This window comes from Bifidobacterium lemurum (genome assembly GCF_014898175.1).
Lineage (GTDB): Bacteria > Actinomycetota > Actinomycetes > Actinomycetales > Bifidobacteriaceae > Bifidobacterium > Bifidobacterium lemurum.
Window position 1 is genome coordinate 2,473,582 of record NZ_CP062948.1, and the last position, 21,813, is coordinate 2,495,394.

The window sequence follows — 21,813 nt, forward strand, 5'->3', positions numbered from 1 at the left end:
ACCCCACCCGCGAAGCAATTCGCTTAGAAGAAAGAAGAATCGGATGATCAGCACAACACGAACCAAAATCACGGCGCTACTGGTGGCTTCGGCGTTGACGTTGACGCTTGGCGCGTGCGGAAATTCGTCGTCGCAGATTACACAGGGCGGCTCTGACCAGTCATCGCAATCGACGGATGCGGACGCTCAGCCCCAGACGGATGTTCAGGAGAATCAGTCAGGCGATTTCAAAACCGTGATGGATGACTATGAACGATTCGTGGACGAGTATGTGGCGTTCATGCAACGGTACAACGAATCCGATGACCCCACATCGTTGCTTGCCGAATACGGCGATATGATGCAGCGTCTGAACGACTATGGCCAGAATCTCTCCGAATTCGACGGCGACTCGTTGGACGCCGACGATCTTACTTACTACACCGAGGTCATGAACCGTTGCAATGAGAAGCTCGCCTCCATCACGCAATGATACTTGGACTGGCTTTGATCCAGTCGATGTCAAATAGTGTTGGGTCGTCGTGTCGCGACGACCCAACATCCATATTATGTACATAACGCCAATTTGCATACATTTTCACATCGACATACACTAAACATCAGCATTACGCCGAAAGGGCTTTGAGGAGGGCAACCGTATGAACGAGCGCCGTCGGTTCGCCATCACGATTGGCTTGGCCGTCGCCATAGTCAGCCTTATTGTCTCCACTTTGGTGATGCTTGCCACTGAGAGAAAGGGACACCGATGACTTCACCTTCGGATTGGACACCGCAGTCCAACCATCCCAACGGAAACGACGACGATGTCAAGCAGCCGATGGACGAGCAGCCCATCGCGGAAACGGCCACCACGCCGTTGCCATCAGTCGCTGAATCCAATAGCCTTTCCGATGACATGCAGGATACTGCGGCGGAACGTGATTACGCGGTGGATCCACAGCACTTATACCAGGCTATTCGCACGCAATTAACCACAGGCGCCACATTTGCGTTGGACAGCGAAAACACGCAAACCGGCGTGTTCACGTTCCATTCGTTTGATGGATTCCAATTCATCGCCTCGATTCATCCTCACAAAACAACCGGAACGTCGGTTCGCCTGCAATCGACCGATGGTTCTGGAAGTAACCGATTCGATGAGTTCTTTGCCTCCATTGATGCCGCATTGGGCGTAGCATCAGCAAAGAAACAAAAGGGAGAAGATTCGTCTCCTAACACAGCGGATATCGTGGGTACCATTTTCGCGTTCATCGCCCCGAAGGACGAGCAAGGGAAAAAGACATCCAAACTGGCGATTACCGCAATTGTATTTAGCGCCTTGTTCGTCCTTGCCGGATTCTCTGGATTTGAGAATCTCGGAGCACTGCTGTCCATGACTTTTCTTTCAGCTGTTTTTTGTGCGGCAGCTCTTTATGCGACTCGTCCCACAGGCACAGTTGGAGGAAGGCTTCTTGCTTCGATTGCTGTCCTTTTAACTATCCTCGGATTAATAATTGGTGGTGTCGGTGTTGGCATTGACGCAGTGAGGAACGCATCGGAGAAAACAGACACTGGAGATGTTTCCACCCAACAAACCGAGCCAGAACCTACTCAATGCGAAACGATCATATGGCCGACTGCGGGAATCGGATCAAAGTTGCCGGCACCGGAGTCGTTGTCGGGAACAATCAATGTCGACAGCTCTGACAGTTTCGACGTGAGTATCTGCGATGTGAGCAAAGATCAATTCAACGCCTATGTTGAGTCGGTCAAAACCGCTGGCTTCACGGTGGACTATTACAAGTCGGACGATAATTTCTCTGCAGAGAATGCTGAAGGTGATTCACTGAGCATTTATTACGGATATAACGATGAAGATGATGTCATGAACATCGATATCTACAACTTTGATTCTGATGATTCCGACACATCTGGCGATGAGCAGTCTTCGACCACGGAACCGTCGCAAAATACAGAGAATAATACGGAAGATCAGACACCTGCAGAGCAGCAGCCTTCAGGCAATGCGGATTTTCGCTCAACCATGGATAGTTACGAAAAGTTCGTGGACGAGTATGTAGCGTTCATACAGAAGTATAAGGAATCTGGCGATTCCGTTTCGATGCTTGCGGATTACGGGAGTATGATGCAACGTCTCAACGAGTACAACCAGCAGCTTGCCAGTTTTGACCAGAACTCGTTCAGTGTTGATGATCTTGCCTACTACACCGAGGTCATGAATCGCTGTAACCAGAAGATTGCTTCTGTCGCACAGTGATGTCTCACTTAATCCAGGCAGGATATCCACGACATTGCATTGTGGATATCCTGCTTACCTTATGAAGGGATGGAACGATAACGATGCCCGATTACCATCTTCGCAATGGCGAGTCAATAATCCTGAGAACAGAAGAAGTTTCCATCGTCAACGACAGCAGCGGACAATCCACGATTGAACTTATGCTCACCAATCAGGCCATTATCCATATTTGGCGCATACAACGGATTTTTTCTAAAGAGCCGGCACGTGTTGATCGTTATCCGCTTACGGACATTGTCGTCGTCAGCGGACAGGTGCAGGCGCGGATGTTGAAGAAACGCGATGAACCATGCCTTTGCGTGTTTCTGAATCACGAGAACCTGACCTTCCGTTTTCAGGATGCTGATGAAGCTTCGAAGAAGAAGCACATCGCGGAATGGATGGATGCGATTAGCATGCAGGCGATCGGACAGCCATCACAGGAAGCGGAACAGGTTAGGAAATCGATTCCAGGGCTGGCCTTGGTCGCAGACAAAATCAAAGGCACACTTGGGATTTTCGCGCAGACGTTTGCTGGGGAAAGTGTTGCGAAAACGGAATCCACAGCTGATGCGACAACAACAAGATGCGTTGGCTGCAGAGCCCCTTTAACCGGCTTCAAAGGACAGCGAACTCATTGCCAATACTGCGACACCGATCAAGTGCTGTGAAGTCGGAATAAACCGTAATATTTCAAGGAGTAGGAACCATGGGAATTCTCGTTGCATTGGGCGGAGCCATTGGAGGCACTTTTGCTGACCAGTGGAAGGACATCATCACGGCTGGTCCTTTCAACGAGCGTACCGTGGTATCCCCCGGAATTCAGAAAAGCACCGACAACGGACGCGGCACGAACTACAAAGGTTCGGAGGGGGTGATCTCCAATGGTTCGAAGATCTTTGTTCCGGAGAACACCGCCGCATTCATCTTCGACCAGTCCGGCATCGAGAACATCATCACCACGCCCGGCGGCTACGAATACCATGACGGACAGGAATCGGTATTCAGCGGAGACGGCATCGGATCGGCGATCTTCAAGCAGATCGGCGATCGTATCGGCTACGGCGGCATCACCGACGATTACAAGCAAATCGCCTTCGTGAACCTGCGTGAGATCAGGGACATCAAGTTCGGAACGCGCGGGCCGCTGATGTACAACGATCTTTACTACGGCACCGATTTGGAAATCTACTCCTATGGCTCGTTCACCATCAAAGTGACCGATGCCTTACGTTTCGTGCGTAATTTCGTTCCGGCGAACGTCATGTCGTATACGTTTGACGATCCCAAGGTGCGCTCGCAGATCACCAGTGAATTCCTCCAGTCGTTCATCGTCGCCGTCAATTCGCTATCAAAAGAGCACCGCATCTCTGAGCTGCCTGCTCAGGCAAATAGCCTGGCGCGTCGAATTGCTGAAGATTCGGCCAATGCCGGCACTTGGCATGACCGCTTCGGATTCGACATCGTCAAGGTTGCCATCGAGAACATCGAGTTTTCCCCCGAATCCCGCGAATTGGTCAAACGCTATTCTCAGAACAAGATGGATTTGCGCGCCTACGAGGATGTCTCCCAGCATGCGGCGAACGTCGCGGCGCAGCAGAAGGTCGCCCAAGGTATTCAAGACAATGGTTTGGGCGACGTCGGAGGCATGCTGTTCGGTGCGAATCTGGCGCAGAATCTCAATCCCCTCACCGCCTCACCGCAGGCTCCCCTACCGGATGTCTCCGCGGCTGCTTCCGCTGTTCCGCCGGCTTCGCCCGCAACGCCGTCCATGTCGTTGAACGAGCAGATGGAAGCGCTGAAAAAACTGAAGGAGCTTGTGGATGCAGGCATCCTCACCCAAGAAGAGTTCGACGTCAAAAAGAAGGAAATCCTTGGCCTGTGACCTTAGCGCGCGGATGAACCTTTATCCGGGAACATCAGGTAGGTGATAAGACCCGCCGCCGTGCCGCTTGCCAACGCTCCGGTGATGATGGCGAGTGCCTGCATGGCGATGCTGATGGGACGTTTGGCCAGCGCGTTTTCCTTCAGAGGATTGAGCGGCTGCCTGTCCTTGTTGATTTGGCCGTCATCTGAATGTTTGTCTGCCGTGTCGTCGCTGTCGAAATCACGCTCGAAAGGTTCGTCGACCAACGTGGTGATGACTTTGGCCAGATCTTGGTCCTCGCGTTTGACGATTTCGGCGTTGAATACGGTGCGAAGCGCAAGATACTGGACTTTGGTCATCGGACTTTTGCCGGTTTCGAGATTGGATATCGTCTGCCGCGCTACGCCGATCTCATCGGCAAGCTCCTGCGTGGTCCAGCCTGCGACCTTACGGATGATGGCGAGGTTCTCTTGGAACTTGTCGATCCATTGTTGCTCGATCTCAGCAGTCGCCATCATGCACCTCCATTCGCATTCACACCATACTACGTAATGGTCGGCTAAGTAAAAACGGGTCGTAGGATTCAACCCTACGACCCTAAGTGGTATACCGAGCCGGAGCGCGCGGATAGTCGTGTCAGACGGCCTGCATCTTCTTGGCCTGACGATGAGCGGCAAACATCCAAATCGCGCCAACGATCGTGACGATGATGCCTGCGAACAGTGCGTAGTACCCAATGCCCCAGCCGTAATTGTCCGAAGGAACAACGCCGCGATTAGAGAAATCGAAACTCTGCGCGAGGAACACAAGTAATGCCAGTATGGCGAACACGATTGTCGCAATAGGTTTCTTAAGAACGGCGAAGAGCAGCGCCAGCAAGGAGAACACTGCGATTGCCGTAGTGATGCCCAAGGTGATATAGGCCTGAAGTTCATTGATGTATTCACCGGCATGTGCCATATAAACCTGAGCGAATTTGGCCATGGAAGGATTGACGAGGTCCTCGCCGATCAGCTCCGACATGGCGCTGAGACTCTCGGCGTCCTTGGCGGCGCCGTACGGCAACAGCACGGATGCCGCCATCACGACGGATCCAACGATGCTGACAATCCAAGGAATGATGATGCGTTGATCTGAGCCCTTCATTATCTACTTCTTTCCAATAACTGAAGACAGGATATCTTCATGGGATACCAGTGGATTTTATTGTTCGGAAGAGCACGGGCATTCAGTTGGAAACTGAAACTTTTAGGCAATGGATGGACAGAGACGGAACTCAATGACCTGCCATTTCCGGCGAGTTAAACGTCGAGATGGTATTGGATTGCTATGATGCTTCTATAGAGACAGACGAAGCGAGAAGGAACTCGTTATGAATTCATTGAAGAAGATCTGCTGTGCCTTGATGGCGGCGATGCTTGCGGTTTTTTCATTTTCTGCCTTTGCGTCGGACGATACTTCATACACCTTAGGAGAAGATTCGCTCGTCAATACTGGTAAGGACAACGGGTATTCCAAAGAAAACGCCATCGATAAGGATGATCCGCACTGGGGGTGGACCCTAGGAAGATTCTATGTGAAAGGCTATACTCGTCAGGCTACGGCTGATGGCAAACCGTTGTTCCTTAAAAATACTGGAGACAAGGTGTCGCTCTGGTTCTCATTGTCTCAAGACATTGACCGTCTCAATGGAGATGACAAGTTGTCCATTGCTCAAGACAAAGACGGTTGGGACCAGAAAATGGGGATTTCCCAGCAAGACTTTGCACGTGGCGCTCTGATCGTCAAACAGACAGATTATCAGAACAACACGAAAACGAACATATACACGGATTTCCTGTCTGCTTCATCTACCGATACTGCGGATACCAAGGTGGAGGTTTTTGAAGAGGGCGATTACGAAGTCGTTTTGGACTACAAAATCAAGCGTACCAGACTCAATGTTTTCGGATGGAAGCCTTTGCCTGCATATTCGGATTATCGAATCTCCTTCGCTTTTTCGGTCTTGAATTTTCAGAGCAAGTGCAACGGGTGTGAATGATATGGGCCCATGGGTTCCCGATAGCATGGTGTTTGCTTACGACAACCAGACATCGGGAGGGCCCATGGGCCGGTACACTCATCTTACCTTGGCCGAACGCGAGGAGATCATGCTGCTCAGGCACGAGGGCAGGAGCTATGGCGAGATCGCCCTGGCCACGGGCAGGGACAAATCGACCATCAGCCGCGAGATAGACCGCAACTCGTTCAAGGTCGGCACGGGCCGCTGCTACCGCGCCTCGACGGCCCAACGCCGTTACGAGGAACGCCGGCTCGCCTGCGCGCGTCCGCGTCGCCTCGACGACGGGGAACTGGCCGGGCTGGTCGTGCGGCTGATCGCGCGGGAGCGTTGGTCCCCCGAGCAGATCGCGGGCAGGATTGGTCTGGAACGGCCCGATCTGGCCGTCTCCGCGTCGACGATCTACCGGGCGATCAACGGCCGCGAGCTCGACCCGCCCGATCTGGCCCGCACCCGCCGCGGGATCAAGGGCCGGCTGCGCCGCAAGGGCAAACGCCGGCACCGCAAGGACGGGCCCGAGGAACGCCGGGGCAAGATCCCCGACGCAAGGCCCATATCGGAGCGGCCCGCCGAGGTCGAGGAGCGTTCCAGGCTGGGCGACTGGGAAGGCGACACCGTCGTGGGTAAAGGCGCGGGAGCGTGCCTGGTCACGCTCGTGGACCGCAAAAGCGGTCTGCTTGCCGGCGGACGCGCCGCCACGCACACCAAACGCGACGTCGCCCGCGTGGAGAGCCGGATGCTCCGCGAGCATCCCGAGACGCGCACCATCACCCTGGACCGGGGCATGGAGTTCGCCGATTTCAAGAAGGTCGAGCAATCCACCGGCGCGGTCTGCTACTTCGCGCTGCCGCACCACCCCTGGCAGCGCGGCAGCAACGAGAACACCAACGGCCTAGTCCGCGAGTACTTCCCCAAAGGCACCGACTTCGCCACCATCGACGACGACCAGGTCCAGGCCGTGTACGACGCTATCAACCACAGACCACGCAAACGCCACGGCTACAGGACACCCTGGGAAATCCACCACTCAACAACGTTGCACTTGCTCTGAAAATTCAAGGTGAGAAACGGCAATAGTATGGTGTTTCCCCGAGATTCGGAAACCGGTAGTGAGTTGAGTAACACATCTTTTACGGAAAACGGGTTCACGCTTGACCTTGCGCAATCGCATTATCTCGATATCGATGTACGAAAATCCGTGTTTAACGCTGAGACAAATGTATTGACCGAAGACACTCGTTTCAATAAACCAGCCGCTGACGGACAGACCTACACCGATGAAGGCGTATACACCATTACCGTCACCAACCGATACACCGATGAGAAAACAAAGAAAGTCATCTATGTCGGGACCAATGACGTGCTCAAAGCGTATGCGGCCACAGGTCTGCCGATAAAAGATATTGAGAGTCAGCTTGCGGATGGTGCCACAATCGCTCGTGATGGGTCGCTTCTTCGTCCTGGGGAAACCGATACGACTCAGCGGTCAGAATCAGGTAATGACCAGAACACGAACGATGAAGCATCGACGGACAGCGACAAAGATATTACGGTAGACAGGAAAGATTCATCACAAGCGAAACATATTGGAATCCCTGTAATCCTAGCAGTGTTCTTTTGTATTCTTGCAATCGGCGTAATCATATTTTTGCTGGTTCGTAAGAAACGCAAAACTTTCACGAGCAATTCTTCCAACATGGAAAATCCTAATGCCCCTTCGATTGATATGGAGCAGTGATGAGAAAACGAATTATTGCTGCTGTATTGTGCAGTGTGCTTATGCTCGCCGGATGCGGATCTGCTGATACGGCTTCTGAAGAGAAATCCTCTATTGAACCAAATATTGAGCAAGAGGTTCAGTCATTAAATTTTTCTGGTTTGGGTGATGTAAAGCTTCTTCAATACGTTGAAGATTCTGTTGGTGCCACAATCGATAATGAGTTGGACGATGATTATCGGATTGAATCTGTGAGCGCCAGCTATGTATCCAAAGAATATCTTGAAGAGCTGGAATACAACTCTAAAGAGAACGTCTATTTCGGATATACGTTGTCTGAGCTTGACGAACAATTCCAAGGTGAACGCTATGTATTCACCCTCGACGATGACGGTAAAACCAAGGTTGAAGCTTTTCAGGCCTATGATGATACGTTCAATAAGGCTGTCCAAAATATTGCCATTGGCACTGGAGTTATTTTTGTCGCAGCTACGGTATCAGTGCTCACCGCTGGAACAAGCACCGCTGTGAGCGTTGTATTCGCTGCTTCCGCCAAATCAGCAACAAGTGTTGCCCTTTCATCGGGAGTTCTCGGCGGAGCCTTTGAAGGTGCCATGACATACATTCAGACAGGTGACATCAATGACTCTTTGAAAGCCGCCGCATCATCTGGATCAGAAGCATTTAAGTGGGGAGCCATCGGAGGCGTTATTACGGGTGGCGCTTCCAAAGCTCTTACATATCCAAAGGCCAATCCATCTATTCCTACATGGAGACAATCAGAACAGAAAGCTCTATGGAAATATGGAGGAAAAGAACAAGTAGCTTATCTGAATGGCAAAGAAGTGGAATACAATAAGTCAGGTGCAACGAGGCCTGATGTCGTCAGAGCTGTTAGCGGACATAAAGAAGCTATAGAAGTCAAGAGATGCGACATCGTAAATAATTCCACTCGATCTCAATGCATAATGAAACTTGAAAAGCAAATCAAAGATCGTATGATAAATCTACCCCCCCCCAAATGACGCAGCGTGTGGTTATTGATATTCAAGGCAGAAACTATGATGATGATTTAGTTTCTACAAACATTCAAAAAATCAGAGACAAATTGAACAAGATTTATCCAAATATTCCAATTGAGATATTAATGTGATTTTACATGGCGCTTGCAGTAGAGAATTCAATCGTCTAATAAACGATTTGGTAGTGCCCGAAGGTTTTTGCGTACTTAGGTTATTGCCTGTTTGTGGTGCGCTGACACAAGCGCACAAACCTTCGGACACCATCCGTTCAGTTGCTAACTGATCAATGATGGTAATCGAGTACTAGGGGGTCTCGTAAATTAGCTTAAGGAGCTAATGCTGTTCCTTGTGACTGATTTCGATGATACTTGATTCAAACGTTTCCACTATCTCTCTTTCATCCTCGGCGACATGTTCATCCATGCGCGCAGGCGGTAATAAACGTAAATGGCGGGCAAGACGATTCGATTCGATGTTGAGAGAGGCATAGGTCAATCCACCGGACACGACCCCTCCGACGACAGGCACAACCTTGCTGATTCCTTTGGCGAAACTCTGCTTAGTGATGTGAACGCCAATAAGACGAAGTGTTTTCTTGACTGCTGGATACACGATTCCCTTGGTTAAGGCACGTTTCTGTATGTTTTTCTGTACTGCGGGAGCCGCTATTCTGACAGCAAATACGGTAAGTGATTGACTGGCTCCCGTGACTCCTAGCATGACACCGAAGAACGTTGCCAATTTACCCAGTGTCTCATCGTCGATGTCCTCGCAATCATCGATGAATGATTGCCATCCGTACAAGTAGGCAAGTTTCTGCATGATGCGGAAGGCGTGAATGTAGTATTGCGTGATATCCGCTGGAATGGTGCCCAGCATCGCAAAACCGCCAGGTAATCCAGCCGCGAATGACATTGCTGTCGATTTTTTTTGTTTCAAAAGCTATAGACTCTTTTGCTATAGCATCCAGAACGGTCGGAGATATGCCAGCGACCGCGGGGCGTTCCTTGATTGCCTGTTTGATGACTCGTTTAGGGACGGCTTTTTTACGTAACTCTGTGGTGAGAAAATGTTCACGGTCAATACGGGCTGCACGCAGCCGTAAAACTTTTTTGAGAAATTCGATGGCATACCGCTCAGCTTCCTCATCCTGCTCAGCAATGGTGCTCGCAATTTGGCTTTTGGCCTCGTCGAATGTCTCATTGATTTGTGTAGTGGCGTGTGAAGTCACATCTCCTATCTGCGAAGATGTATGTACTATTATCTGTCCTGCTTGAGAGACAGAATCTTGAATAGTCCTCTTTGCTTGTCCTGCAGCGTCTGCAACAGTTTTTCTCGCCGTCGAGGCAATTTTACCTGCTTCGCTGGCAGTCGCTTGTGCCATATCTCCGGCAGCTTTTGCCAAATCACCTGTAGACTTCAAAAAACCGGCGAAGACATTACCTTCTTGCGACATAAAACTCCTTTGTTCCCATTGGTCAGAGTACCGTTTTGTAAAGACGTTTGTCTAGAAAGTTATCGCGCCTGAATCAAGAGGCACCTGCGTTACTATGGGACGCAATGCGTCACTCGTTCAAGGAGGCTGGTATGCGACTTCGCTGCGTGCAGAACATCGAGACCGATCATGCCGAAGGCGAGCGCCTGTTCGTCATGTTCCACGGATTCGGCAATGACGAAAGCGAGATGGTCCGCATCCTCGACGCGATCTATGCTGGCTCGAATCGCGCCCCCAGCCACCTGTCATTCCGAGCCACCTATCCCAGACCGTATATGGGCGGCAACTACTGGTATCCGGACGGGTGCGGCGTGGCGGAACGGAGAAGGGAATGCTCGCGCGTGGGCGACGCGGTCGTCTCCATGCTCGACTCTCCTCTGTACCGCGGCATGCGCAAAACCCTCGTCGGATTCTCCCAAGGCGGCTACCTCTCCTATCGTCTTACGGTGGAGCATCCGGAAACGTTCGATGAGGCCGTCCTGCTCAGTCCGTCGTTCAAAGGTGAGGACTCAACGGCGTTGGATGCGCCGCGCACACAATACATACTGGCCTACGGCGGACTCGACCGCACGATACCCGCCGAGGATCAGCGGACGGCACGCGAGAAACTCTCCGCCACCCATGGTTTCGTCGACCTGAACTACCCCGATATGGGCCACGCCATCTGCGACCAGGAGATCGCCGACCTGCGTGAGTTCCTGAACGTCCGGCCAATCTGAACCTGCGTGCCGCCTGACGTGTGGCGCCTTGTTCGGCAGCGGGGCTAGCATGTGGGCCGGAGGCTTGTCGAGGAAGGACCGGTGATATGGACGTTGCGGAATCGAATGGTCTTGCCTCCAAACCCATCGGACGGCTGGTGTGGTCGTTGGCGGTGCCTGCGGTGGTGGCGCAGGCGTGCAACGCGATGTACACCATCGTCGACCGTCTCTTCCTGGCGCGCATCCCCGGCGTGGGCGACCTTGCGATGACCGGCGTGGGCGTATGCTTCCCGATCACGCTGGCGATCTCCGCGTTCGCCATGCTCATTGGCATGGGCGGCGCTCCCCTCGCCTCCATCCAGCTCGGACGGGGCGACAAACGCCAGGCGGAACGGCTGCTCGGCGTCTCCGTCGCGGCGTTGCTGGTCATCGCCATCGTCATCCCCACCATCCTGCAACTGACCAAAGAACCCATCCTGATGGCGTTCGGCGCGAGCGCCGACACCCTGCCCTACGCCGAACGGTTCCTCACCATCTACCTCTCCGGCACGGTCTGCGTGATGGCCGCGCTCGGCCTCAACACCTTCATCACCGCGCAAGGCAAGGCGCGTGTGGCCATGGTCTCCACGATGATCGGCGCGCTCAGCTCCATCGCGCTCGACTGGCTGTTCATCATCGAACTCGATATGGGCGTCGAAGGCGCGGCGCTCGCCAACGTGATCGCGCAGACGCTGGCCGCCCTGTGGATCGTGCGATTCCTCGCCTCGCAACGCAGCACGATCCGTCTGCGCGTGCGCGACATCCGCATCGACCGGCGCATCCTGAACATCCTCGCGCTGGGCGTCTCGCCGTTCATCATGCAGATCACCGAATCGCTGATCCAAGTGGTGTTCAACTCCTCGCTGCAACGCTACGGCGGCGACCATTACGTGGCCGCGATGACCATCATGACCAGCCTCATGCAGCTGATCTTCATCTTCTCGCAAGGCATCCAGCAGGGCGTGCAGCCGATCATCGGATACAACTTCGGCGCGCGCCTGTTCGACCGTGTCCGCCGCACCTACCGTTCCATGATGGTGGTGCAGGTGGCCATCAACTCGACGATGACCCTGCTGTTCGCGCTGTTCCCCGCCGCCTTGGCCTCGCTGTTCACCACGGACGCCACCATCGCCGGCATCGTGACGCGCACGCTGCCCTACTACTGTTGCGGCATGGGACTGTTCGGCATCCAGAACATCGTGCAATGCTCCTTCGTGGGCATGGGGCAGGCCAAGCCGTCGCTGTTCCTCGCGATCTTCCGCAAGATCATCCTGCTGGTGCCGCTGGCGCTCATCCTGCCCCATGTGGCGGGGCTCGGCGTCACGGGCGTGTTCCTGGCCGAGCCGATCAGCGACATCACCTCCGCCATCGTCGCAGGCGTTCTGTTCCACCGACTCATCCCCGCGCTGCTGCAGGAGTGACACGGCGGTTCGGCGACCCGTTCGGATCAGGAAGACGATGACGGAACCCCACGGAGACGCCAGCATGGGAATCCCATCCTTGACCGCTCGGCATCGGCGAACGCGCGCGATGGTTCCAATCTCGCCTAGCCTGTTCGCTATGATGGACGGTTGGACTTTTCACGCGAAGCAACGAACATGAGAAAGCGGTTATCGGCATGGCTATCGAGGCACAGGGCCTGGAGATTCAGATCGGCGCCCGCACGCTGTTGAACCCGACGGACTTCCACGTCTCCAAAGGCGACAAAATCGGTCTGGTCGGACGCAACGGCGCAGGCAAAACAACCCTGACCCGCGTCATCACCGGCGATATGCTGCCCACCGCCGGCAAAGTGCGCATCTCCGGCAAACTCGGCTATCTGCCGCAGGACACGCATGCCGCCGACCCCGAACAGACCGCGCTCGACCGCATGATGAGCGCGCGCGACATCGCCTCCATCATCAGCCGCATCCGCAAGGCCGAGAAAGAGATGACCGACCCGGATCCGGACGTGATGACCCGCGCCATGAACCGCTACGACACGGCCATGCAGGACTTCGACAAGGCCGGCGGATACGCGGCCCAATCCGAAGCGACCGCCATGGCCGCCTCGCTGGGCCTGCCCCAGGACGTCATGTCCCAGCCGCTCGGCACGCTTTCCGGCGGCCAGCGCCGCCGCATCGAACTGGCGCGCATCCTCTTCTCCGACGCGGACACCCTGATTCTCGACGAGCCCACCAACCATCTGGACGCCGACTCCATCGAATGGCTGCGCGGATACCTCAAGAAATACGAGGGCGGATTCCTCGTCATCTCCCACTCCACCGAACTGCTCGACGAAGTGGTGAACAAAGTGTGGCATCTCGACGCGCAGCGCGGCATGATCGACATGTATTCGCTCGGCTGGAAGGCATATCTGCACCAGAGGGTCGTCGACGAGGAGCGCCGCCGCCGCGAGCGCGAGGTGGCCGAGAAGAAGGCCGAACGTCTGATGAAGCAGGGCATCCGCCTGCATGCGAAGGCCACCAAGGCCGTGGCCGCGCAGAACATGATGCGCCGCGCCGAAAAGCTGCTGAGCGAAACCTCCGAGGCGCAGAAGGCCGAGAAGGTGGCCGACATCCGCTTCCCCGAGCCCGCGCCCTGCGGACGCACGCCCATCATGGCGAAGGACATCTCCAAAGCGTACGGATCCAACATCGTGTTCGCCGGCGTGAACCTCGCCATCGACAAGGGCTCGCGCGTGGTCATCCTCGGCTACAACGGCGCGGGCAAAACCACCACCCTGCGGCTGCTCGCCCACTTGGAGAACCCCGACACCGGATCGGTCGACTACGGGCACGGTTGCAAAATCGGCTATTTCGCGCAGGAGCACGATACGCTCGACCTGGACGCGACCGTGTTGGAGAACCTCACCCATGTGGCGCCCGAACTCGACGACACGCACGCGCGCTCCATCCTCGGCTCGTTCCTCTTCTCCGGCGACGACGCGATGAAACCCGCCAACGTGCTCTCCGGCGGCGAGAAGACGCGACTCGCGCTGGCCACGCTGGTCACCTCGCGCGCGAACGTGCTGCTGCTCGACGAGCCCACCAACAATCTCGACCCCGCGTCGCGCGAGGAGATTCTGAAGGCCATCGCCAAATACGAGGGCGCGATTGTGCTCGTCACCCACGACGAGGGCGCCGTGCAGGCCCTGAACCCCGAACGCGTGCTGCTTATGCCCGACGGGGATGAGGATCTGTGGAACGACTCCTATCTCGAGCTCGTCGCCGAGGAGTAGACGGGAGGTCTGGGATTCCTCGACTTCGCTCGGAATGACGACGCGTACCTGGCGCACAGGCCGACTTGTGGCAAGCGTCCGTGCGACCCTTTGAGAGGTTTCAAACGAACATGAAATGGCGACATTCCTTGGAATGCCGCCATATTGGCGTGTGAGGCGATGTGACTTTCATGTGCGGAAAAGTCGCACGGCACTCACTTTGCTTGGGGTCCGTGCGAAGTCATCCCCGCATAAACAAAGAACGTCGGCGGTTCGCTGCCGTAACAGTCGCCCGGCTTGGTCTCCAACGGCAGCGCTCCCCTGCGTTCCAGTCCGCGATGCTCATAGAACGTGTAATCGCAGGTCGTGTCCGTGAATAAAAAGTACTCGTCGATGCCGTTCGCGGCGAAATACTCCATCACGGCGCCGAACATCCGCTTGCCCAGACCATGCCCGCGCGCGGCCGGCGCCAACACGAACAGCACCACCTCCGCATCGAACGGTCCGGCATCGCGCAGCAACCGGTCGTCCACGCGGGCGATGCGTGCGAACTCGTCAAGACCGCGACGTCCGGCCTTGTCAGCCAGCAGCCTCAAGGCGGAGCCGACCATACGCGCGGTATGGCGCAACTTGCTCACCTGAGTGGTGTGCGCGGGAATGCTGGCGAGGATGAACCCCACGATCTCGCCATTCAATTCCGCCACCCGCGCGAAGGTGGCGCGCGCCAGACAATGCTCCACATCGATATGCGACAGCGCGGCCCCGACTTTAGGCTCATATTCCGCATACCACATGTCGCCGGTGATCTGTTCGATTTGCGGCAAATCGCTGCGGCGCATGGCACGAATGATAGGTGTCGATTCAGTCATGTCATCCATCCTGACGGTCGGCTTCGACCTTTGCCCATGCGACCCGACATTCCCTGATTTTCCCCTGAAAATCCCCGTAGCGGCCACTGAACTCGCGTACGGAAAACTCCGCGACTCGCCACAATGGCCATATCAATGCTTGGCGGAACGATTCGAAGGAGAAACGGCATGGCGGCAGTAACCGCGCGCTGGGCGGATTGGGCGAGCGCGCATCGTTTGGAATATTGGGCGGGGCATGCGCTGTCGTTCGAAATCCTGTACCGGCTGGCGGTAACGTTGGTGTTCACACCGCCATGCGATCTGATCGTCAACTGGTACGCCGACGCGAGTCTCGTCTCGCCGATGATGGACGATCTCGGCATTCTGCAGGCGTTTCTGACGATTCCGGGCGTCATACTGCTTGGAATCCTCGCGGCGATCGCATTGGTCGCCGGCGTGTTCGAAATCACGGTGATGCTCACCTTCGCGCGATGCCTGATGGAAAACTCCCGCCACAACGCCTCCTTTGTGTATCGGTATTCGCTCGCGCGGCTGGGAAACCTTCGCCACCCCTCGTCGTTGCTCGCCTTGCCGTATTATGTGTTCCTCGTCCCGCTCATCCATATCGGCTATTCGTCATCGCTGCTGCCCACCTTGGAGATCCCACGATACGTCATCGATGAAATCGCCGCGACATTGCCCGGTCGGATCGTCGGCGCGACGGCCGTATGCGTGGCGGCGTTTGCATATGTCGCTCTGATATTCGCGCCGATGTTGATGTCGTGTGAGGAGACCAGTTTCGCCAAAGCCTGCCGCGACAGTGTGGGGCGATGGAAGGCGCTGGACATGGGGCGACGGTTGCGAATCATCGGAGCGTTGCTCACCATCACGTTGTGCGAGATGGCCGCACGTCTGGTGTGGACGACGCCATCGGTGAGCGTGCGGGATTTCAATGTATATCTGCTGCGCTACGTGGTCAGATCATCGTATTTCCGCGAACAGCTGACGGCCACCACCATACGGTGGCTGGTGGCCTCGGCGGCGGCGTTCGCGTTCGGCTGTCTGCTGGTATCCATGATTCGGTATACGTCTGCTGGTGTTGCGCAGTGGAACGAAAACGCGGCCAATGCCATATCATTTCCGCGACGGTTCGCAGGACGGGCCAGCATGGCGGATTCCGGAAGAGCCCATGTCGGCAAGGACAAACGGTGGCGCGTCATCATCTCGATAATCGCGATTGCCTCTTTGGCGGTTCCCATAGTGGCGTATCTGCAGCAGGAGCCGCTGTCGCACGAGCCACTGGCCATCGCCCACCGTGGGGATTCCTCGGCTCCGGAGAACTCCTTGACCGGCATCCAAGCTGCGGGGGCGCGTGGCGCGGACTATGTCGAAATCGACGTGCGGCTCACCAGTGACGGGCAGGTCGTGGTCCTGCATGATAAGACGACCCGACGCTTGGCGAAACACGGCGAGAATCTCGCCGTCGCCGAGCATACGCTGCGGCAATTGCAAACGGTGCGCCTCACCTCGCGTGGCGAGGATTTCCGCATGCCGACGCTCGACCAAGCCATCATCACGGCGCAGAACATGGCCGACGGTCCGGGACTGCTGATCGAGCTGAAAACCACCGGCGGGCAGGGACAAGCCGAACGATTGGCCGACGCGGTGATCGAGACGGTCGAACGGCATCATTTCGCGGATCAGGCGATGTTCATGTCGACGAATGCGAACGCCGTGGATCGGCTGCAACAGCAACGGCCGCGCTGGTGGGTGGGTTACTGCGTCTTCGGAGCGTTGGGCAACCTCAACTGGCAGATGGATGTGGACTTCGTGGCGTTGAAGGAAAGCCAGCTCAATACGATGTTCCTCGAAAACGCGCGCGATCTGCATATTCCGGTCTATGTGTGGACGGTGAACGATGCCGACACCATGCGCCACGACCTGCGCCTGGGAGTCAGCGGCGTCATCGCGGACCACACGTCCACAATCCGCACCATCATCGACGAAAGCCGAGAAGCCGACGACATCCCCCGCAATCAGTCATCCGACATAAACGACGATGAAGCATTATGGTGGCTTTACGACGAAATCGTCCCCGGCCCCGCTCCTCCATCTCTGCTTGCCCCGGCATCAAGTCGGATGCTGCCGTCGGACGATAAGATGCGCCTATAGTCGGTGAATGAACGGCGTCTGGCATGCCGAATGATGGTGGTCAATTATTTCAGATCGGCGAAGAGCTCCGGCTCGTACCTGTGCATATCATCCACAAGATAGTGCGCGTCAAGCTGTTCGATGCCGTACTTTCCCTCGGCGATATCCGTGCAGAGTCTGCTGGAGAAATACAGATTCATGGATTGCGCGGGAGACAAGCCATAGGTATCGGATATTAGTGAGATGATGTCGGATTCAAGGTGCTCTTTACGCAGGGTTTCCAACTCTTTTATCGTTTGTTCCGTGACGATCATGGCCTCACCTCATAGGTTTCGAGATATCGCAGGGAATCCAAGGCATGTCGGGTCAAAAAACAGTATTGGTCATTGCGTTCGTAAAATGTGAGCGCTTGCAGCGTGGTTGGCATATCCCACAGTCCTCGCATGTACATGTCGATTGCCGCGTAGACCTTGTCATCGGCGACACCTCCGACTACAAGGTCGATCGCAGGGTCAGGGAATCCGCCTCTCCGGCATTTGCACACAAAGTCAACCCAGTCCGCGTTGTTCTCGTCAAAATGCAGCATATTGAGCGAGGGATTTTCATCAAAGTCGTATACGTTCACCAACGCGCTGCCTGTTGAACGCAAGGAACGACGTAACGCCCACCGCTCCGCTTGGGACTGATAACTGGTGGCATAAAAACCTCTGCCGAAATCCAGGTTGTTTCTCGAATGAGCGAGGTCAGGGTTGGCGATGACCAGATCGGAACCATGATAGAGCCTCATACCAACGCCCCGTGGTCACGTACATAATCGGTCACGTCATTGATGAGATATTCGCTTCCCAACGTATGCAGCATGTCGTATCCGGGAATAAGATATCCGTCGAGCGCATCGGCTTTATCCAAGATGCGGTATGTTTCGGGAACGCTTTTATTCCATCGTTCGGCAAGTCGATACAACACGAATACGGAAAAATCAATCTGTCGATGCTCCAATTCCGTCATAAGGCGCCTCCCTACTGATTGGCTTACCATTGTACCTGTTGGCATTACAGATATTGATTCTTTGCAGGGTTCGAAGTTGTCGTAGCGCCTAAGGTCTTTGTCAATTCGCAGAGGGGAGATGGAATGTTGGAAACGGAACGGTTGGAATTGCGCCGGTGGAGGAAAGGCAATCTTGAAGAGGCCGCCACGTTGTTTCGTTATGCTTCCGATGAGGAAATCGGCCCATTATGCGGTTGGAATCCGCATACCGGCGTTGAGGAAAGCCGAAACATCATCAATGATGTGTTCGTGGGGCCGGAGAACTACGCGATCGCGTTGAAAAGCACCGACGAGCCCATCGGCTGCGTGGAATTGAAAGATATCTCCGACGAGCACACCACCGAGCCGGTACGGGAAGCCATTCGGGCCAATCGGCTGCTCGACGGCTGCGAGATGGACGAGGGCGCGTTGTATGAGCTGACCGCAGGCAGCGCGAAGGAGCTCGGCTATTGGATTGCGCGTCCCTACTGGGGGTGGGGCTTCATGACCGAGGCGCTGCGCGAGATGCTGCGGCATGCCTTCAAGAATCTCGGCGCTCCCGCCGTATGGGGTGGCCACTACATCGACAACATCGCTTCGTCCCGGGTCATGGAACACTGCGGACTCAAACCGGTGTGCGTCGCGTCGCACTGCCATTTCCCGATCATCGACGAATACCACGACTGCCTCATCCGTGTCATCACTCGTGCCCAGTGGTGTGAGACGCTTGCCTGACGATTCCGGAAGACTTATGCGATATCGTGGGTGCGACAAAAATCCCGGATTATTTGGATAACATGGGGAAAGTCCGTCATCACGGTGTCATAGAGCACATCCCATTCCACTTCGCCATACTCGTGGACAATGACGTTGCGTAAGCCGCGAAGTTCCCTCCAGGGAACCTGGCTCAGGCTATTCGTGGTCTCATCGGTCAACTTCTTGGCGCATTCCTGCGCTTGTTCGATCTCCTTGGCGGCGGAATTGCGGTCTCGGCGGCTGATGGCCAATTGTTCGGCGGCATCGAATTGCGAGACATCTTCGTATGCGTATTCAAGATGTTCAAGCAGTTCAAGCAGCAGCAGTTCGTCCCGTGAAATATCGGCCATCAGACCACTCGTTTCATATCGTCTTTGATGGCATCGTAGAAACGGCGACCCGAAGGAGAGTGTTCGGCGTTAAACAGCAACGTGCGCAACGAGAGCAGAGAGACCTCTTTGCCCAACTCACGTTCCAAGTCGTCTTTCAGTGCAATGATGGTTCCGACTGTGGCTTTTTCTCCGGGAGAGAGCCGATAGACGAGATCCACGTCGGAATCGGCGCTGTTGTTTCCCCGTGAAACCGAACCGTAGACGTACATCTCTCCGACGTCATGCGCGCGCGCGACGGGCTCTACGGCCCTGCGCACGTCCTCAACGGTCAGCACATCACTCATAGACCCAATCATACCGTTTGCGGTACGACGCGTTTGGCTTTGGGCAAGTTCCTCAGGCGACGTAGTTGGCGACGAGGGCGCGGATGATGGCGGTCAGTCTGGCGACGGTGTCGTCCTTGTCGACCTGGTCACGGTGGGCGAACCACCATTGGCTGGTCTGGCTGATCGCGCCGATGAACATCTCCGCGAGCAGCGTCGCGTCGCGGGAGGCCTCTTCGTCCGTTCGTCGCGGATCTCTGTTCAGCAGGTCGGTCCGGATGCGATCGGCCAGTTCCCGGTGGAATTCCTCGGCCGTGGCGTGGATCATGACACTGGCCGCCTTGCCGCCGTCCAGCGCCTTGAGCAGCTCCTTGTTGTCTTCCAGAAAATCGAATCCTGCCCGGATGATGGCCTCGCAGTACTCCACCGCGTTGATGTCCCCGTCGCGGCCGCGAATGGCTTTGGCGCTGTAATCGGCCCGCAATTCCTGCGCCATGAACGAGAAGAAATCGTATTTGTCCTGAAAATGCTTATAGAACGTGGCCGTACGGATCATGGCCGCGTCGCACAGCTCGGTGACGGTGATCGCCTCGAAGGGCTTGCGTCCGATCAGCTCCTTGAACGCGGCGAACAGGGCCGCATAGGTTTTGCGCACACGCAGGTCGCGGGGCGCGAAGGATCGCGGTGGCGACTGGAAGTCGTGTTGTCCGTTCATCGTCATTCACCTTTTTCGTGGAGGAATCAACCCGATTCGTCAATTAAGTCACGAATCCTCATCATTCGTTCCTTGCGGCCCGATGGGCCCGTGGTTATGGTCATATCAAGAAAAGTTGCGAATGTCAATTAACATGCGTTCGCTCGTTAGAAAGGACGATGATGATGACCACGGCGAGACTGATGGATGACCCTAAGGATTACGTGCGGCTGGGCGTCGATCCGGAGCATATCGAAACATGGGAGGACGGTCGCCGCAGCACGTCGGCCAAAGGCATGTGGGAATGGTGGTATTTCGACGCGATTCTGGACGACGGCACCAAAGTCGTCATCCAGTTCTTCACCAAATCCGGCGCCTACCTCTATTCAGGCAAGGACCATCCGCGCTTCACCATCAAGGTCACGCTGCCGGATGGCACCGAATATATGAGGGAACCCAAATTCCAAGTCTCCGAGGCGTCGTGGGGCGAACGGCAATGCGATGTGCGCTACGCCGCGCACCGCTTCAGCGGCGACCTCAAGGACTACGACATCCACGTCGAGCCGATTGACGGCCTCGGTGCCGACCTGCATCTGCGCAGTCTGTCGAAGCCGTACCGTCCAGGCAGCGCGTACTTCGAATTCGGCTCGCCGGACCGCTTCTACACATGGTTCTGCGCGGTGCCCAAAGGCGAGGTCAGCGGCACTCTGACCATCGACGGCAAACGCGTCGAGGCGCACGGCTACGGCTACCACGACCACCAGTGGGGCAACGTGAACTTCCTGAAGGAATGGAACCATTGGGTGTGGGCGCGGCAAAGCTTCGACGACTGCTCCATGCTCGTGTTCGACATGGTGGCCAACGAAAAGATGGGACACGCGCGCTTCCCCATCGTGTTCATCCAGGACGAGAACGGCGACCTCATCTTCGAGAACACCCGCAACGTGGAATGCGAGGTGCTCGAGGACTACCACGACGAGGTCAGCGAGAAGGACTATCCGAAGGCCATCCACTACACGTTCCGCAACGACGGCGTGACCGCGGACTACACGCTGCGTATGAACGAGATCATCGAATGCAACGGGGCGGAACAACCTGCCGTGGATCAAGCGCACCGTCGCCGGTCTCAACGGTCTCGACCCCGCGTACACCCGATACTCCGTGACCGGCGACCTCATCCTCACCACCGAGGGGGACCGGATGGAACGCAGCGGCAATCTGATCTACGAGTTCATGTATCCCGGCGCGACATATAAAGGCCTGATGTGACCTACCTCTAAAAGAAACGGAGTCGAGGAATCTCTTGAAC

The 21,813-nt window shown here is 55.6% G+C and carries 25 protein-coding genes; 14 read left to right on the forward strand and 11 right to left on the reverse strand.

The annotated features are described in order from the left end of the window. Positions 1-43 precede the first annotated feature (43 nt). From BL8807_RS09815 to BL8807_RS09830, 4 genes are all read left to right on the forward strand, one after another. Positions 44-472, forward strand: coding sequence for a DUF6591 domain-containing protein (locus BL8807_RS09815; protein WP_072725968.1), 429 nt, complete (start codon positions 44-46; stop codon positions 470-472). 273 nt (positions 473-745) lie between these two features. Next, the gene (locus BL8807_RS09820; protein ID WP_072725966.1) at positions 746-2,257 is read left to right on the forward strand and encodes a DUF6591 domain-containing protein; all 1,512 of its coding nucleotides are present in this window, start codon (positions 746-748) and stop codon (positions 2,255-2,257) included. 83 nt (positions 2,258-2,340) lie between these two features. Beyond that, positions 2,341-2,949 carry a hypothetical protein gene (locus BL8807_RS09825; RefSeq protein ID WP_072725964.1) on the forward strand — a complete coding sequence of 203 codons (609 nt, stop codon included), beginning with the start codon at positions 2,341-2,343 and terminating at the stop codon, positions 2,947-2,949. 38 nt (positions 2,950-2,987) lie between these two features. Then, positions 2,988-4,163: an SPFH domain-containing protein gene (locus BL8807_RS09830; RefSeq protein WP_072725962.1), complete on the forward strand. Its 1,176-nt coding sequence runs from the start codon at positions 2,988-2,990 to the stop codon at positions 4,161-4,163. Positions 4,164-4,165: 2 nt separating this feature from the next. Here the strand turns inward: BL8807_RS09830 and BL8807_RS09835 are convergent, their stop codons facing one another. Both BL8807_RS09835 and BL8807_RS09840 read right to left on the reverse strand, forming a co-directional pair. Beyond that, entirely contained in the window at positions 4,166-4,660 is a 495-nt protein-coding gene (locus BL8807_RS09835; RefSeq protein WP_072726222.1) for a helix-turn-helix transcriptional regulator, read from the reverse strand. A 121-nt stretch (positions 4,661-4,781) separates the two neighbouring features. Next, positions 4,782-5,291, reverse strand: coding sequence for a hypothetical protein (locus tag BL8807_RS09840; RefSeq protein ID WP_072725960.1), 510 nt, complete (start codon positions 5,289-5,291; stop codon positions 4,782-4,784). A gap of 226 nt (positions 5,292-5,517) precedes the next feature. On the opposite strand from BL8807_RS09840, the gene BL8807_RS09845 reads away from it, so the two are divergent. The 4 genes from BL8807_RS09845 to BL8807_RS09860 all read left to right on the forward strand — a co-directional run bounded on the left by BL8807_RS09845 (position 5,518) and on the right by BL8807_RS09860 (position 8,946). Next, a complete protein-coding gene (locus tag BL8807_RS09845; protein WP_094725459.1) occupies positions 5,518-6,186 on the forward strand; it encodes a hypothetical protein in 669 nt (222 codons plus the stop codon). Positions 6,187-6,250: 64 nt separating this feature from the next. Continuing rightward, complete coding sequence (locus tag BL8807_RS09850; protein WP_072727158.1) at positions 6,251-7,255, forward strand: IS30 family transposase; 1,005 nt, start codon at positions 6,251-6,253, stop codon at positions 7,253-7,255. 9 nt (positions 7,256-7,264) lie between these two features. After that, the gene (locus tag BL8807_RS09855; protein ID WP_143148016.1) at positions 7,265-7,942 is read left to right on the forward strand and encodes a hypothetical protein; all 678 of its coding nucleotides are present in this window, start codon (positions 7,265-7,267) and stop codon (positions 7,940-7,942) included. Next, positions 7,942-8,946, forward strand: a complete 1,005-nt coding sequence (locus BL8807_RS09860; RefSeq protein ID WP_193057467.1) for a hypothetical protein — start codon at positions 7,942-7,944, stop codon at positions 8,944-8,946. The genes BL8807_RS09855 and BL8807_RS09860 overlap by 1 nt, the downstream gene beginning before the upstream one ends. Before the next feature lie 330 nt (positions 8,947-9,276). Here the strand turns inward: BL8807_RS09860 and BL8807_RS09865 are convergent, their stop codons facing one another. Both BL8807_RS09865 and BL8807_RS09870 read right to left on the reverse strand, forming a co-directional pair. Beyond that, positions 9,277-9,747: a hypothetical protein gene (locus BL8807_RS09865; RefSeq protein WP_143249056.1), complete on the reverse strand. Its 471-nt coding sequence runs from the start codon at positions 9,745-9,747 to the stop codon at positions 9,277-9,279. Beyond that, positions 9,719-10,399, reverse strand: coding sequence for a hypothetical protein (locus tag BL8807_RS09870; protein WP_143148019.1), 681 nt, complete (start codon positions 10,397-10,399; stop codon positions 9,719-9,721). The genes BL8807_RS09865 and BL8807_RS09870 overlap by 29 nt, the downstream gene beginning before the upstream one ends. 131 nt (positions 10,400-10,530) lie before the next feature. On the opposite strand from BL8807_RS09870, the gene BL8807_RS09875 reads away from it, so the two are divergent. From BL8807_RS09875 to BL8807_RS09885, 3 genes are all read left to right on the forward strand, one after another. After that, the gene (locus BL8807_RS09875) at positions 10,531-11,157 is read left to right on the forward strand and encodes an alpha/beta hydrolase (RefSeq protein WP_072727032.1); all 627 of its coding nucleotides are present in this window, start codon (positions 10,531-10,533) and stop codon (positions 11,155-11,157) included. 86 nt (positions 11,158-11,243) lie between these two features. Then, positions 11,244-12,596: an MATE family efflux transporter gene (locus BL8807_RS09880; protein WP_072727033.1), complete on the forward strand. Its 1,353-nt coding sequence runs from the start codon at positions 11,244-11,246 to the stop codon at positions 12,594-12,596. 197 nt (positions 12,597-12,793) lie between these two features. Next, positions 12,794-14,395, forward strand: a complete 1,602-nt coding sequence (locus tag BL8807_RS09885; RefSeq protein ID WP_072727034.1) for an ABC-F family ATP-binding cassette domain-containing protein — start codon at positions 12,794-12,796, stop codon at positions 14,393-14,395. Positions 14,396-14,589: 194 nt separating this feature from the next. On the opposite strand, the gene BL8807_RS09890 is transcribed toward BL8807_RS09885, so the two are convergent. Further along, positions 14,590-15,243, reverse strand: coding sequence for a GNAT family N-acetyltransferase (locus BL8807_RS09890; RefSeq protein ID WP_072727035.1), 654 nt, complete (start codon positions 15,241-15,243; stop codon positions 14,590-14,592). 168 nt (positions 15,244-15,411) lie between these two features. Here BL8807_RS09890 and BL8807_RS09895 point away from each other — a divergent pair, with 168 nt between their 5' ends. Next, positions 15,412-17,394, forward strand: coding sequence for a glycerophosphodiester phosphodiesterase family protein (locus BL8807_RS09895; protein WP_072727036.1), 1,983 nt, complete (start codon positions 15,412-15,414; stop codon positions 17,392-17,394). 44 nt (positions 17,395-17,438) lie between these two features. Here BL8807_RS09895 and BL8807_RS09900 read toward each other — a convergent pair whose 3' ends face one another. The 3 genes from BL8807_RS09900 to BL8807_RS09910 are packed head-to-tail and all read right to left on the reverse strand — an operon-like array spanning position 17,439 to position 18,381. Next, the gene (locus BL8807_RS09900) at positions 17,439-17,687 is read right to left on the reverse strand and encodes a hypothetical protein (RefSeq protein WP_072727037.1); all 249 of its coding nucleotides are present in this window, start codon (positions 17,685-17,687) and stop codon (positions 17,439-17,441) included. Further along, positions 17,684-18,160 (reverse strand): DUF3990 domain-containing protein, encoded by a 477-nt coding sequence (locus BL8807_RS09905; protein ID WP_072727038.1) that lies wholly within the window; start codon positions 18,158-18,160, stop codon positions 17,684-17,686. The genes BL8807_RS09900 and BL8807_RS09905 overlap by 4 nt, the downstream gene beginning before the upstream one ends. After that, positions 18,157-18,381, reverse strand: a complete 225-nt coding sequence (locus BL8807_RS09910; protein WP_072727039.1) for a DUF3791 domain-containing protein — start codon at positions 18,379-18,381, stop codon at positions 18,157-18,159. Before BL8807_RS09910 ends, BL8807_RS09905 begins: the two co-directional genes overlap by 4 nt. Positions 18,382-18,504: 123 nt before the next feature. On the opposite strand from BL8807_RS09910, the gene BL8807_RS09915 reads away from it, so the two are divergent. Continuing rightward, positions 18,505-19,134, forward strand: a complete 630-nt coding sequence (locus tag BL8807_RS09915) for a GNAT family N-acetyltransferase (RefSeq protein WP_072727040.1) — start codon at positions 18,505-18,507, stop codon at positions 19,132-19,134. A 14-nt stretch (positions 19,135-19,148) separates the two neighbouring features. Here BL8807_RS09915 and BL8807_RS09920 read toward each other — a convergent pair whose 3' ends face one another. Genes BL8807_RS09920 through BL8807_RS09930 form a run of 3 tightly spaced genes read right to left on the reverse strand, consistent with a single transcriptional unit; the run spans position 19,149 to position 20,525 of the window. Continuing rightward, positions 19,149-19,505, reverse strand: a complete 357-nt coding sequence (locus BL8807_RS09920; protein WP_072727041.1) for a HepT-like ribonuclease domain-containing protein — start codon at positions 19,503-19,505, stop codon at positions 19,149-19,151. Beyond that, entirely contained in the window at positions 19,505-19,831 is a 327-nt protein-coding gene (locus tag BL8807_RS09925; RefSeq protein ID WP_158217137.1) for a nucleotidyltransferase family protein, read from the reverse strand. The genes BL8807_RS09920 and BL8807_RS09925 overlap by 1 nt, the downstream gene beginning before the upstream one ends. Positions 19,832-19,883: 52 nt before the next feature. Then, on the reverse strand, positions 19,884-20,525 hold the full coding sequence (locus BL8807_RS09930) for a TetR/AcrR family transcriptional regulator (RefSeq protein ID WP_072727043.1): 642 nt from the start codon (positions 20,523-20,525) through the stop codon (positions 19,884-19,886). A gap of 158 nt (positions 20,526-20,683) precedes the next feature. Between BL8807_RS09930 and BL8807_RS09935 the strand changes: the two genes are divergently transcribed. Then, the gene (locus BL8807_RS09935) at positions 20,684-21,760 is read left to right on the forward strand and encodes a lipocalin-like domain-containing protein (protein WP_072727044.1); all 1,077 of its coding nucleotides are present in this window, start codon (positions 20,684-20,686) and stop codon (positions 21,758-21,760) included. The last annotated feature ends 53 nt before the right edge of the window (positions 21,761-21,813 follow it).